11 protein-coding genes are annotated in these 13577 nt (G+C 70.9%); 2 read left to right on the top strand and 9 right to left on the bottom strand.

Annotated features, from left to right (window positions below; all coding sequences use genetic code 11):
* Positions 1 to 2: 2 nt before the first annotated feature.
* The 7 genes from JGR64_RS12945 to JGR64_RS12915 form a co-directional block, all read right to left on the bottom strand.
* Positions 3 to 1655 carry an FAD-dependent oxidoreductase gene (locus JGR64_RS12945; RefSeq protein WP_199373910.1) on the bottom strand — a complete coding sequence of 551 codons (1653 nt, stop codon included), beginning with the start codon at positions 1653 to 1655 and terminating at the stop codon, positions 3 to 5.
* On the bottom strand, positions 1652 to 2482 hold the full coding sequence (locus JGR64_RS12940; RefSeq protein WP_199373909.1) for a glycosyltransferase family 2 protein: 831 nt from the start codon (positions 2480 to 2482) through the stop codon (positions 1652 to 1654). The genes JGR64_RS12945 and JGR64_RS12940 overlap by 4 nt, the downstream gene beginning before the upstream one ends.
* Positions 2475 to 3260, bottom strand: a complete 786-nt coding sequence (locus JGR64_RS12935; RefSeq protein WP_199373908.1) for a beta-ketoacyl synthase chain length factor — start codon at positions 3258 to 3260, stop codon at positions 2475 to 2477. The genes JGR64_RS12940 and JGR64_RS12935 overlap by 8 nt, the downstream gene beginning before the upstream one ends.
* Positions 3257 to 4453, bottom strand: a complete 1197-nt coding sequence (locus JGR64_RS12930) for a beta-ketoacyl-[acyl-carrier-protein] synthase family protein (protein WP_199374367.1) — start codon at positions 4451 to 4453, stop codon at positions 3257 to 3259. Before JGR64_RS12930 ends, JGR64_RS12935 begins: the two co-directional genes overlap by 4 nt.
* A gap of 102 nt (positions 4454 to 4555) precedes the next feature.
* The gene (locus tag JGR64_RS12925; protein ID WP_199373907.1) at positions 4556 to 6343 is read right to left on the bottom strand and encodes a DUF885 domain-containing protein; all 1788 of its coding nucleotides are present in this window, start codon (positions 6341 to 6343) and stop codon (positions 4556 to 4558) included.
* A gap of 84 nt (positions 6344 to 6427) precedes the next feature.
* Positions 6428 to 8680 carry a S9 family peptidase gene (locus JGR64_RS12920; protein WP_199373905.1) on the bottom strand — a complete coding sequence of 751 codons (2253 nt, stop codon included), beginning with the start codon at positions 8678 to 8680 and terminating at the stop codon, positions 6428 to 6430.
* Positions 8681 to 8774: 94 nt separating this feature from the next.
* Positions 8775 to 9476 (bottom strand): glutathione binding-like protein, encoded by a 702-nt coding sequence (locus JGR64_RS12915; RefSeq protein ID WP_199373903.1) that lies wholly within the window; start codon positions 9474 to 9476, stop codon positions 8775 to 8777.
* Between the two features lie 184 nt (positions 9477 to 9660).
* Between JGR64_RS12915 and JGR64_RS12910 the strand changes: the two genes are divergently transcribed.
* Both JGR64_RS12910 and uvrD read left to right on the top strand, forming a co-directional pair.
* A complete protein-coding gene (locus tag JGR64_RS12910; protein WP_199373901.1) occupies positions 9661 to 10293 on the top strand; it encodes a TIGR00645 family protein in 633 nt (210 codons plus the stop codon).
* 63 nt (positions 10294 to 10356) lie between these two features.
* Positions 10357 to 12537, top strand: coding sequence for a DNA helicase II (uvrD, locus tag JGR64_RS12905; RefSeq protein WP_199373899.1), 2181 nt, complete (start codon positions 10357 to 10359; stop codon positions 12535 to 12537).
* Positions 12538 to 12547: 10 nt separating this feature from the next.
* On the opposite strand, the gene JGR64_RS12900 is transcribed toward uvrD, so the two are convergent.
* Both JGR64_RS12900 and JGR64_RS12895 read right to left on the bottom strand, forming a co-directional pair.
* Positions 12548 to 12793, bottom strand: coding sequence for a hypothetical protein (locus JGR64_RS12900; RefSeq protein WP_199373898.1), 246 nt, complete (start codon positions 12791 to 12793; stop codon positions 12548 to 12550).
* A gap of 86 nt (positions 12794 to 12879) precedes the next feature.
* On the bottom strand, positions 12880 to 13449 hold the full coding sequence (locus JGR64_RS12895) for a manganese efflux pump MntP family protein (protein ID WP_199373896.1): 570 nt from the start codon (positions 13447 to 13449) through the stop codon (positions 12880 to 12882).
* Positions 13450 to 13577 lie beyond the last annotated feature (128 nt).

Below are 13577 nucleotides of genomic sequence, written 5' to 3'. Positions count from 1 at the left end.
GCTCACGCCTCGGCGGCGGTCGCCGCGGTCGCCACCTGCCACCAGTGGGCGGGGACCATCTCGGGCTCCGCATCGGGGTCGAAGGCCGGAGCCAGCGCGGCGAGGCCGTGGTCGGCGATGTCCGGGAACGCGGTGCGGGCCAGCGCCAGGATCTCGCCGGCCAGGCGACGCATCGCCTCCACGTTCTCTTCGGCGCGCGCGACGAAGGTGTCGTCGTCCAACTGCTCCGGCAGCGCGCCGTTCATGCGCCGGCACCAGTCCACGCCGTACTGGTCGAGCGCATGCCCACCGTCGAGCGCGGCGTCCGGATCGCGCAGGCCCCAGTCGCGCAGCAGCGCCTGCATGCCGAGGTTGAGCGCGCGGCCGGTGTTGAACGCCGGGCGCAGCCGGGTCAGCAGCGGCAGGTCGGCCTGGCGCTTGCCGAAGAACAGCGGCGCCAGCAGCGACCAGTAGTAGGCATAGTCCCAGAGCACTTTCAGCGGCATCACCACCGGGTGGCCGAAGACCGGGTACTGGTCCTGGTAGAGCGACAGCGTGTTCTCGTAGAAGCTGAAGTACAGCTGCTGGTAGATCGATGCGTGCATGGCCACCGATTCGCCGGCCAGGTCGCGGTCGATCAGCTCGCAAACGTAGGTGTTGCTGATGGCGATGAAATCGCTGCCGGGCGAATAGAACGGATCCAGGAACAGCCCGGCCTCGCCGGTCAGTGCCCAGCGGTGCCCGGAGTACACCTGCTTGCAGCCATACGAGAAGTGGCGCAGGAACAGGAAGTCCTGCAGCGCGTGCTGCGGCTTGTCGAGCTCGCGCGCGACGTGCGGCTGGTGCTCGCGCAGCCAGTCCATCGCCTTGGCGTGGGTGTTCATGGTGTCCAGCGGGTGCATCTTCGCGTCGCACACGATGCCGACCGAATGCGAGCCGGACGCCAGTGGGATCAGCCAGAACCAGTAGCCCGGGCCACACATGTGGTTGGTCGAGCGCCAGCGCTCGGCCGGCACGAAGCGCGAACGCCAGCCCGGATCGTCGGACCATGCGTCGAGGTCGAGGTGGCCGTCGACGCGCCACCACACGGCATTGGCGTCATGGTCGTTGGGCTGGGCCAGGTCGAGCTTGCGCTTGATCAGCCCCGCGCGCCCCGAGGCGTCGACCACCCAGCGCGCGCTGGCGACGTGCTCGCTGCCGTCGTGTTCGTAGCGCACCTCGTGCGCGCTGCCGTCCTCGCGCAGCTCCAGGCCGCGGACCACCGCGGCATCGAGGAACTCCACGCCGAGCTTGCGCGCCTCGTCGCCGAGGAAGTTCTCGAAGCGGCCGCGGTCGAGCTGCCACGACGGCGTCGGCAGCAGCTTGCTGACCCCGAGTTCGTTGCAGGGACCGACGTCGTCCATGCCCTCGCTGAAGAAATAGCGCAGGCCGTACTTGCGCACCTGCTGGGTTTCCAGGTGCTCGCGGAAACCGAGCACGTCGGCGAAATAGTGCGCGCCGATCTCGACGGTGGATTCGCCGACCTTGAACGCGGCTTCCCGCACCGGGTGCGCGCGCCGTTCGATGACCAGGACGTCGAGTCCCGGCCTGCGCTGGCGCAGCTGGATGGCCAGGGTCAGGCCGGCAAGCCCGCCCCCCAGGATGACGATGTCACGCTGCTGCGGGGTTGCGTTCATGGTGGGCTGCCGGGTCCTTGGGCTGCGTGGGGGATGTGTGGGCCGAACTCGCCGCTGGGGTCGTCGATGACCGGCGGCTCGCCGCGTGCCTTGAGGTAGCGGCGCGCGACATCGCCGTGGCGCAGGACCTGGCCGACGACGTGGGTGGTGATGGCGACGAGGTCGCGCACCAGGCGGAAATGGCTCTTGCGGAACTCGGTCGGCTCGCCTGCGCAGGCATAGCGCGTCTCGATCGGCACCGCGACGATCCGCGCGCCGTTGCGTGCGGCCGATACCAGCATCTGCGCTTCGAACACGAAGCCCTCGCCAGGCACGTCCGGTAGGGTGAACACCGCGCGCGGGTACAGGCGCTGGCCGCTCTGGCTGTCGACCACGCGGAAGCCGCAGGCCCAGCCGAGACCCCAGTCGCCGAAGTCGTTGCCGATGCGCCGGTGCAGTGGCTGCGAGACGCGCTTGCGCAGCCGCGCGCCGACGATCACGCAGCCCGGGTGGCGGTTGGCGGCATCGATCAGGCGCGGGATGTCGGCGGCGGCGTGCTGGCCGTCGCCGTCCATGGTGACCACCGCCTGTACGCCCTGGCGGGCGGCTTCGGCAAAGCCCGCGCGCAGCGCCGCGCCCTTGCCCATGCGCCGTGCGTGGCGAATCACGGTGACCGGCAGGCCGGCAATCCGGTCCACCGTTCCATCGTCGGAGCCGTCGTCGACCACGATCACGCGCGCCGCCTGCGCCAGCGCGCCCTCCACCACCTCACGGATGCGCAGCGCCTCGTTGAGCGCGGGCACCACGATCGCGACGTTGTCGCGCTGCAGGCGGGTCGCCTCAGCCATGCGCCAGCTCCACGCGCAGCACGCGCCCGGCGCCGGCATCCAGCACCACCAGGTCGCCGCCGGTGGCCAGCGCGTCGAACAGCGGCAGCATCGGCGCCATCGCGTTGCCGGCGCCGCGCCGTGCCAGCGCGCCGTGGGCGGCGGGCGCCGAACCCTCGGTGAGGGTGGCGCGCAGGCGCGTGCCCGCGGCATCGCCGGAGTCGGCGGACAACACCAGCGCCGCGCCGAGCAGGCCTTCGCTGTGCGAGATCTGGCCGAGGGGCCCGACATCGGAGGTGTCATAGGCCACCAGCAGCACGGCCGGGTCGCCGCAGACGAGCTGCACGAGCGCTTCGATGAGCCCCTGCGCGAAACTGGCACGGTGCGCGCTGAGCGCCGTGGCCGGATGCAGGCAGCCGGCGCCGATGGTCCAGTAGCCGGCGGCAGCGTTGTGCACGGAGTTGTGGAACCGCGTCGGCGACAGCGCGCGCGGATCACTGGCCAGCGTCGCGCACATGTAGTCGGTGATGCCGAGGTCGCCGTGGGTGGAGGCAAACACCGACGGCAGGTCGGCGGGGGCGCGGCCCGCGGCTTCGCAGGCGGCCTGGGCGACGTCCAGCGCCACCGCCACCGAGGGCGGCGCGCGGCGGCGCTCGTTGGGCGCGAGCAGCCGCGGGACGGGCTTGCCGCCCTCTGCGACAGGCGTGCCGGTGGTGGCATGGCTGACCGCGTCCGCCCAGGTGGGCAGCCCGTCCAGCCAGAAGCCGATGCCTTCGATGCGCGCGACCAGGGTGCTCATGCGCGACCGAAGACCAGCGCGCTGTTGTTGCCGCCGAAGCCGAAGGAGTTGTTCATGGCGTAGCGGATGGTCGCGTCCTCGGCGTTGTCGAAGCGGATCTGCGGGCCGCAGGCGGCGTCGTACGCGCTGCTGTGCAGGATGCCGGGCAGCAGGCCGTGCTCGAGCGCGAGCAGCGCGAACACCGACTCGACGATGCCGGCGGCGCCGAGCGTATGCCCGGTCCAGCCCTTGGTGGAGCTGGCGTGCAGGGTGTCAGGGAACATTGCGGCGACCGCGCGCGCCTCGATGGTGTCGTTGGCCGGGGTGGAGGTGCCATGCAGGTTGAGGTAGCCGACCTCGGCGGCATCGATGCCAGCGCGCGCCAGTGCATCGCGCATCGCCAGGCTGGCGCCAAGGCCGTCGGGATGCGGCGACGACATGTGGTGCGCGTCGCTCGATTCTCCGTAGCCACGCAGCTGCAGGCCGTGTGCGCCGGGTGCGGCGCGCTCCAGCAGTGCGAAGCCGCCGGCCTCCCCGAGCGACAGACCGTCGCGGTCGCGGTCGAACGCCCGGCATGGCGCCGCTGACACCAGTCCCAGCGCGTTGAAGCCGAACAACACGCTGCCGCACAGGGTGTCCACGCCGCCGACCAGGGCGGCATCCACGATTCCCGCGTTCAGCAGCCGGGCGGCCTGCGCGAACACCTTGGCGCTCGACGAGCACGCGGTGGCCACGGTCACGCAGGGTCCGCGCAAGCCGGTGGCGGCGCGCACGAAATCGCCGGGTGAATGCGGGGTGTGCACGATCATGCGCGCCAGGTCGGCGGGGAAGCGCGGCACGCCGTCGGCGCCGGTTTCCAGGCGCGTGTAGCCCTCTTCGGTGGCGCCGATGCTGGCGGTGGAGGTGCCGATGACCACCGCCACGCGCTCCGCCCCATGGCGCGTGCGCGCGGCCGCCACCGCGTCCAGCAGGCCATCCGGCTGCAACGCCAGCCACGCCAGGCGGTTGTTGCGGCACTCCCATTGCGCCATTTCCGGTGGCAGCGGTGCGTCCTCGAGGCCCTCGACACGGCCGATCCACGTCGGCAGCGGGTCGCGGCCGAAATCGTTCCGCCGCAGCCCGCTGCGGCGTTCACGCAGCGCCGCTGCCTGCGCCGCACGGCCACGGCCGAGCGCGGTGGTGGCGGTGTAGGCGGTGATGGCCAGCGCCGGGATGGGCGACAGGGGCTGCGATGGCGACACGTGGGGGACTCGGTGGCGGAAAGTCGCCGAGTATATCCACGCGTCGCGCAACGGCAGTGCGCAGGTGTGTGAACGCTACTTCTTGGCCTGCGCGGGGATGAACTGCGTGCGCACCGCCTCCGCCAGCTGGTCGGGCGGCAACAGGCCCTGGTCGAGCAGGAAGTTGTTGAACGCCAGCCGGTCGAAGCGCGCGCCCAGCGCCAGCTCGGTCTCCATGCGCAGCTCCAGGATGCGCGTGTAGCCGTAGAAGTAGGCGCCGGCCTGGCCGGGGGCGTTGAAGGTGTAGCGGTCGATCTCCTGGCGGGCCATCGCCGGCGACAGCACCACGTCGTCGATCAGCAGGCGGTTGGCGCGCTCGCGGTCGATCAGCCCGAGGTTGAGCATCGGGTCGAGCATCGCCCGCGCCGCGCGCATCAGCCTGAACTGCAGGGCGATCAGCTGCCCGTCGATCGGCTCGTGCGGCACCATCTCGGCCTCGGCGTACAGCGCCCAGCCCTCGACGTTCACGGAGTTGAACGCGAACAGCGTGCGCGCCAGCGAAATGCCGCGTTCGACCATCGCGGTGAACTGCAGCTCGTGCCCGGGGCGGCCCTCGTGCGCGCTCAGCGTCCAGGCGACCGATGGATGGTTGAAGTCGTCATACGCGGCTTCCGGGCCGAGCGCGGGGTTGCCCAACGGGAGCACGAACGTGCCCTGCTGGCCGGTGTTGCCGACCAGGGGCGCCGGCCTGAAGTTCGGTGCGGGCTGCGCGGCGCTTTCCGCCGGCGTGCCCAGGCGCATCTGCATCGGCCGGTTGGGCACGTCGACGATGCCGTGCTCGCGGATGATCGGGTCGATGGCGTCGATCACCACGCGGTACTCGCGCTCCAGCGCATCGTTGGCGATCACGTCGCGCTTGAGCGCGCGGATCACTTCGCGGTAGTCGCTGGCCGCGATCCTCTTCTCCTTCGCGACCAGCGGTGCGAGCTGCTGCATCATCGCCCGCGTTTCCATGAACTCCAGCTGCGCGCGCTGCACCAGCACCAGCGGGTCGACGTCGATGCCGACCTGCTTCAGGCGCTCGGCATACAGCTCCGGCGGCAGCTGCGTATCGGTGCGCGCCTCCGGCAGCACGTCGGCGCGTACCCAGGCGGCGTAATCCTTCGACTGCGCGTCGAGCGCCGCCAGGGCCTCGTCCATGCCGTCGATGCCGTACTCGGTGAACTGCGAGCGGATGCCGGCGGCGTACGTGTCGACGTTCTGCAGCGCCTGTTCGACCTCGAGCCTGGTGGGGCGCAGCAGCGACGCGTCGCCGACGCGCTCCTCGTAGCGCTGGCGGGCCTGGACCATGACCGGGGTGGTGCCCGGCGCCAGGCCCACGTAGCGCGCCAGGCGCTCGCGGGCGTGCGCGCGGCGCTCGGCCGGCACCTGCTTCGACAGCAGGCCGTTGATGCCCTGGAAGACCAGCTGCGGCGCGTCGGCGAACGGCAGCACCATGCGCTCCTGCAGCGCGCTGCTGGCGATCGCCTCGTCGGCGGCGCGGATCATGATCGCCAGGTCCTGGCGGACGTTGGCGTCGCGCTCCAGCTCCAGCCGGCGCTGCAGCTCGGCGCGCGCGGTGGCGCTGGCCGCGCGGAAGCGCGCGCCGTTGTCGGGGCCGAGGTCCGCGGTGAGCGTGTCCAGTCCGGGAATGCCGAAGAACGAGAAGCCCTCGGGCGCGAACTTCGCCTGGGCATCGATCAGCACCTGCGCATGCTCGTTGCTGCGCGTCACCCAGGCCGGCGTGGCGGCCACCGCGGCCGCGGGAGCAGGCGCAGGCGCCTGCGCGTAGGCGGTGGTCGGCGCGGCCAGCGCAAGCATGATGGCGAGGGCAAGGGTCTTCATGGCAGCGTCGGTCCGTGTGGCTGGAGCGGCGACGCTAACCCCCGCTGCCGCGGCCCGCAACGGGCCGCAGGTCATGGGTGCGCGTCAGGGCGCGAGACACTTCCCGAGGAAGCGCTCGGCCAGCCGGTAGCGGTGCAGGGCATCGGCGCCGCGCAGGCCGTGCTTGGCGCCGGGGTAGGTCATCAGCTCGAAGCGCGTGCCGCGCTTCTGCAGCGCAGACATCAGGCCGGTGGCGTTGCTGAAGAGCACGTTGTCGTCGGCCATGCCGTGCACCAGCAGCAACGCGTCGTCGCGGATGCCGTCGAGGTGGGTGAACACGCTGGCGTGGCGGTAGCCGTCGACGTTGGCGTCGGGCAGGTCCATGTAGCGTTCGGTGTAGTGGGTGTCGTACAGCGCCCAGTCGGCCACCGGTGCACCGGCAATGCCGCAGCGGAAGTCGCCTGGCGCCTGCCCCAGCAGCATGAGCGTCATGTAGCCGCCGTTCGACCAGCCGTGCACGCCGATGCGCGCGCCATCCACCCAGGGCTGCGCACGCAGCCAGGCCACGCCGGCGCGCTGGTCGGCCACTTCCACCGTGCCCTGCCTGCCGTACAGCGCGCCACCGAAGTCGCGCCCGCGCCGCGGCGTGCCGCGGTTGTCGAGCGAGAACACCACGTAGCCCTGCTGCGCGAGGTACTGGTTGAAGAACGCATCGGCGCGGCCCGGCCAGGCGTCGAGCACGGTCTGCGCGGCGGGACCGCCGTACACGAACACCACCACCGGGTACTGCCGGGCCGGGTCGAAGCCGGCGGGCTTGACCACGCTGTAGTGCAGCGGCGTGCGACCGTCGGCCGCGGTGAGCGTGCCGAACTCCGTGGCCAGGTGCGCGGCGCGGTACGGCGCGTACGCATGCGCGGGATCGGCGAGGTCGTTGTCGACCAGCGCCGTGACCAGGCTGCCGTCGGCGCGGTGCAGGTCCATGCGCGGCGGCGTGCGCGTGTTCGACCAGCTGTCGACGTAGACGCTGGCGTTGCGCGCGAAGCTGATGGCGTGCGTACCCGGCTGCGAGCCGAGCGCCACGATGTCGCCACCCGCCAGCGGCACCGCATGCAGCGCCGACTGCGTGGGCGACGCGCGCCCGGCGATGAAGTACGCCAGGCCCTTGTCTTCGTCGACCGCGGCCAGGCGGTCCACCGGCCACTCGCCGCGGGTCAGCTGCTGCATCGACCGGCCGTCTTCGGATGCGATGTACAGGTGCTCGAAGCCGTCGCGCTCCGACGACCACAGGAAACGCCCGTCGCGCAGGAAGCGCAGGCTGTCGTGCAGCGGCACCCACGTCTTGGCGGTCTCGGTGGCCAGGGTGCGCTGGCGGCCGCTGGCGAGCGTGGTCTCGACCAGCTCCAGGCGGCGCTGGTTGCGCGACTGGCGCTGGAAGGTGAGGCGCTCGGGGTCGCGCCAGTCGACGCGGGCGAGGTAGATGTCGGGATCGGCGCCCAGATCGATGCGCAGCGGCGTGTCTTCGCCGAGCCGCGCCACGAACAGCTCGACGCCCACGTTGGCATCGCCGGCCGCGGGGTAGCGCTGCTCCACGACTTCGGTGCGGTCCGCGTACACCTCGTAGCGCTTCTGCACCGGCACCGGCGACTCGTCGATGCGCGCGTAGGCGATCGCCGAATCGTCGGGCGCCCACCAGTAGCCGGTGTGGCGCGCCATCTCCTCGTCGGCGACGAATTCGGCCACGCCGTTGCCGATGGTGGTGCTGCCGTCACGGGTCAGCTGCCGCTCGCGGCCGTCGGCGAGGTCGATCACCCACAGGTTGCGGGCGCGGATGAAGCTGACATGGCCGCCGAGTGGCGACACCTTGGGGTCGGTGGCGAAGCCCGCGCCGCTGGTGAGGCGGCGCACGGCGTCGGCGCCCTGCTTGGACAGGTCGTACAGGTACAGCTCGCCGCCGAGCGGGAACAGCAGGTGGCGGGCGTCCGGCGCCCACTGGTAGTCGACGATGCCCGACAGCGCGGCGATGCGCTGGCGCTCGCGGCGCGCCTTCTCCTCGTCGCTGAGCACTTCGGTGCCGGGTTGCACCACCGCGGAATCGACCAGCATCGCGGTTTCACCGCTGGCCACGTCGTAGGCCCACAGGTCGAGGCGGTTGCGGTCGCTGTCCTTGCCGCGCAGGAACGTCACCCGAGAGCCGTCGGGCGCCACCTGCGGCTTCAGCAGGGTCGGCCCGGACAGTGGCGCATCGCCGGTGATCGCCTCCAGCGTCAGCCGCGAGGCGGCGGGCGCCGCGGCGGGCGGGGCGGCATGGGCGTGGGCGATGGTCAGGGTCATCAGGGCGGTGGCCAGCAGCAGGCGCATCAGGGGCGTCCGTGGAATCGTGGAGGCGGCCATCATGCCGCAAGCCCCCGCCGGGTTCCCCGGGCGGGGCAAGCGGGTCGGCGCCGGTGAAGCGTCAGTCGCGGCGCGCGCCCTGGCCGAACAGCTGCGCCTTCGCCTCGTCCGACATCGGCTTGTCGAGGTCCGGGTTCACCTGCGCCGCCAGCGCGTAGGCGCGCTGCGTGGCCGGGCGCGCGGCGATCGCCGCCTGCCAGCGACGCAGCTCCGCGAACGGTGCCAGGTCGGCGGGGGCGCTGGTGTAGGGGTTGATCCAGGGGTAGGCGGCCATGTCGGCGATCGTGTAGGCGTCGCCGGCGATGAACGCGCGGCCGGCCAGGCGCCTGTCGAGCACCGACAGCAGGCGCTCCACCTCGCGGGTGTAGCGGTCGATGGCGTACGGGATCTTCTCGGGCGCGTAGACGTTGAAATGGCCGTACTGGCCGGTCATCGGGCCCAGCCCGCCCATCTGCCAGAACAGCCACTCCAGCGTGGCGGCACGGCCGCGCAGGTCGGCGGGCAGGAAACGCCCCGTCTTCTCGGCCAGGTACAGCAGGATCGCGCCGGACTCGAACACGCTGACCGGCGCGCCGCCATCCGCCGGCGCGGTGTCGACGATCGCCGGCATCTTGTTGTTGGGCGAGATGGCGAGGAAGTCCGGCGCGAACTGCGCGCCCTTGCCGATGTCGACCGGAACAATCCGGTACTCCAGCCCGGCCTCCTCGAGGAACAGGGTGACCTTGTGGCCATTCGGCGTCGGCCAGTAGTGGAGGTCGATCATGGCGGGCTCCTCGCGGGTGGGCAGTGGAGTCTAGGCCGGCGTGCCTCGCCGACGCGCGCGCGCGGGCGCAACGCTGCGTCACGTCGCCCCGGCGGGGCGCTGGCGGGGGTCAACGTCGTGCCGCTTGGCAGCGGCGGCGGACGGCCGCTACGCTTCGCCGGTTTTTCCCTCGCCAAGGATCCCGATGTCGCGACCCCCAGCACCCAGGCTCGGCCTGCTCTCCCACCTCATCTTCAGTTCCCGCTGGCTGCAGCTCCCGCTGTACCTGGGCCTGATCGCCGCGCAGTGCGTGTACGTGTTCCTGTTCGCCAAGGAGCTGGTGCACCTGATCCAGCTGACCCCGTCGCTGGGCGAGCAGGAGATCATGCTGATCGTGCTCGGCCTGATCGACGTGGTGATGATCTCCAACCTGCTGGTGATGGTGATCGTGGGCGGCTACGAGACATTCGTCTCGCGCCTTGGGCTGAAGGACCACCCGGACCAGCCGGAATGGCTGTCGCACGTGAACGCCAGCGTGCTCAAGGTGAAGCTGGCGATGGCGATCATCGGCATCTCGTCCATCCACCTGCTGAAGACCTTCATCGAAGCCGGCACGCTGGGCAGCGGGCTGCCGTACTGCACGTCGGCCGAGGGCATTGCCGCGGTGACCGCCGCCGCCGCGGCGGGCATCAAGGGCAAGGCCTGCACCAACGCCACCGAGATGGGCGTGCTGTGGCAGACGGTGATCCATTTCGCCTTCATCCTGTCGGCGATGGGCATCGCCTGGACCGACAAGCTGATGACGGGGTCGGCCACCCGGCGCGAACACGCGCACTGAGCGCGGCGCGGCCGCGCGCCGCGCCGTCCGGTGGGGGCGCCCCGCGTCGCGTAAAATGCCGCGATGGATGTCTCCCACCTGCTCGACGGCCTCAACGAGGCCCAGCGCGAGGCCGTTTCGGCGCCTCCCGGCCACTACCTGGTGCTTGCCGGCGCCGGTTCGGGCAAGACCCGCGTGCTCACCCACCGCATCGCCTGGCTGAACGAGGTCTACGCGGTGCCGGTGCACGGCATCTTCGCGGTCACCTTCACCAACAAGGCCGCGGCGGAGATGCGCCACCGCACCGACGCGCTGCTGCGCCATGGCAGTCGCGGCCTGTGGATCGGCACCTTCCACGGCCTGGCGCACCGCCTGCTGCGCCTGCATTGGCAGGACGCGAAGCTGCCGGAAGCGTTCCAGATCCTCGATTCCGACGACCAGCTGCGGCTGGTGAAGCGCGTGGTGCAGCAGCTCGAGCTGGACGAAGCACGCTTTCCGCCACGGCAGATCGCGTGGTGGATCAACGCGCAGAAGGATGAAGGCCGGCGCGCGGCGCACATCCAGGACGGCCAGGACGAGTGGTCGTCGGTGATGCTCAAGGCGTACGCGCTGTACCAGGAGCGCTGCGACCGCGCCGGGCTGGTGGACTTCGCCGAGATCCTGCTGCGCGCGCACGAGTTGCTGCGCGACACGCCGGTGCTGCTGGCGCACTACCGCCAGCGCTTCGCGCACCTGCTGGTCGACGAGTTCCAGGACACCAACCCCATCCAGTACGGGTTCGTGCGGCTGCTGGCCGGCGAGGCCGGCCAGGTGTTCGTGGTCGGCGACGACGACCAGGCGATCTACGGCTGGCGCGGCGCCAAGGTCGAGAACGTGCAGCGCTTCCTGCAGGATTTCGACGGCGCGCAGACCATCCGCCTGGAGCAGAACTACCGCTCCACCGCCAGCATCCTCGACGCCGCCAACGCGGTGATCGCCCACAACCCGCAGCGACTCGGCAAGCGGCTGTGGACGGAAAGCGGGCAGGGCGACCCGATCGACCTGTTCGCGGCCTACAACGAGATCGACGAGGCCGAGTACATCGTCGGCCGCATCCGCGAGTGGGTGCGCGACGGCGGCAGCCACGGTGATTGCGCGGTGCTGTACCGCAGCAACGCGCAGTCGCGGATCATCGAGGAGAAGCTGCTCGCCGCGCAGCTGCCGTACCGCGTCTATGGCGGCGTGCGCTTCTTCGAACGCGCCGAGGTCAAGGACACGCTGGCCTACCTGCGCCTGGTCGCCAACCACGCCGACGACGCCGCCTTCGAGCGCGCGGTCAACACGCCGGTGCGCGGCATCGGCGGGCGCACGCTGGACGAAGTGCGCATGCGTGCGCGCCGCGACAGCGTGTCGCTGTGGGAGGCGTCGGTGCGCGAAGCGCAGTCGGGCGGGCTGGCCGGGCGTGCGCGCAACGCGCTGGCGGCATTCCACATGCTGATCGACGCGATCGGCGGCGAGCTCGGCGAATTGCCGCTCAAGGACAAGATCGACCACGTGCTGCTGCGGTCGGGCCTGCGCGAGCACTACGCGCGCGAGTCCAAGGGCAGCCTCGACTCGCGCGTCGACAACCTCGACGAGCTGGTGTCGGTGGCCTCACGCTTCGTGCGCGGCGACGACGACGACAGCGCCGGCATGGACGACCTGGTGGCGTTCCTCGCCTACGCCGCGCTCGAAGCCGGCGAAGGCCAGGCCCAGGCCGGCGAGGACGGCGTGCAGCTGATGACCCTGCACAGCGCGAAGGGCCTGGAGTTCCCGCTGGTGTTCCTGGCGGGCCTGGAAGAAGGCCTGTTCCCGAACACGCGCTCCATCGAAGAGGCCGGGCGCCTCGAAGAGGAACGGCGGCTGGCCTACGTGGGCATCACCCGTGCGCGCCAGAAGCTGGTGCTGAGCCATGCCGAGACGCGGCGCCTGCACGGCCAGGACATGTACGGCATGCCGTCGCGCTTCCTGCGCGAGATCCCGTCGGCCCTGCTCAACGAGGTGCGGCCGAAGGTGCAGGTGCAGCGGCCGCGCTTCACGCCCACTCCGCGGCGCGACCACGGTCACGCGCTGGTCGAGGACACGGCCGGGCTGATGGTCGGACAGAACGTGCTCCACGCCAGCTTCGGCGGCGGCGTGGTGACCGACATCGAGGGCGCGGGCGCGCATGCGCGCGTGCAGGTCAACTTCGACGACGTCGGCAGCAAGTGGCTGGTGATGGCCTACGCGAAGCTGCAGCCGGCCTGAGGGCGGCGCGTCAGTCGCGGATCGGGAACGCGGGCGAGTCGTCGAGTGTGCCGTCGGGAAGCAAGACGGCATGGCGCTTGCCTTCGCGGTCTACGACCACCGGAACCGGATCCTCGAACATCGGCCGGCGCACGAACTTCAGCGTCCAGCTGAAATGCTCAAGCGTCTCCAGTGCCTTCAGTTGTGCCGGCGTAAGACCGGCGCGCAGCGCCGCAGGCTCACTGGCCTGCGGCTTGCGTCGCTCGCGACCGTACATTCGATTCCATCTGTTCTGTTTCGAGGATTCTGTTGCCGACGCATTGTACGTAACGTGAAGTGGCGCGTGCCGCGAACACTGCGACCTCACGCTGCGCCGGTGACGTGCTCGTAGAGGATGAAGCAGCCGATCACCAGCAGCATCACGCCGCCGCCGATCTCGGCGCGCTTGCCCGCCAGTGCGCCCAACATGCGGCCCAGCAGGATGCCCAGGGTCACCATCACCAGCGTGGTCAGTCCGATCACTGCCGCCACCACCATGATGTTGACGTCGAGGAACGCGAGGCCCACGCCGACCACCATCGCATCGATGCTTGTCGCGAACCCGGTGGCGGCGAGTGCCCAGAATCCGTGGTGGTTCGGTGGATCGCCTGCATCATCGTCGCTGCGCAGTCCGGCCCAGATCATGCGCAGGCCAAGCAGCACCAGCAGCGTGAACGCGATCCAGTGATCCCAGGCACGCACGTACGGTGCGGCCGCGGTGCCCAGTGCCCAGCCGATGACGGGCGTCAGGCCCTCTATGACGCCGAAGATCAGCCCGGCGCGCAGCGCATCGCGCAGCCGTGGCGTGCGCATCGCCGCGCCCTTGCCGACGGCGGCGGCAAACGCGTCGGTCGACATCGCGATGCCGAGCAGGAGGATCGAAAGTGGATGCATGTGGGGTCCAGGGCCGGGCGTGCGGACAACGGCACGCGGCCTGCCCGACCCGGAGATCGCACCTGCGTGCCGATGGTCTCGCCAACCTGGATGGTGTTCCGCGCCACGGCATGTGTTGCCGAGCATGT

Source organism: Luteimonas sp. MC1572, assembly GCF_016615815.1.
Classification (GTDB): Bacteria; Pseudomonadota; Gammaproteobacteria; order Xanthomonadales; family Xanthomonadaceae; genus Luteimonas.
The sequence above is the reverse complement of the archived record's forward strand: the minus strand, read 5'-3'. Positions and strand labels throughout refer to the sequence as shown.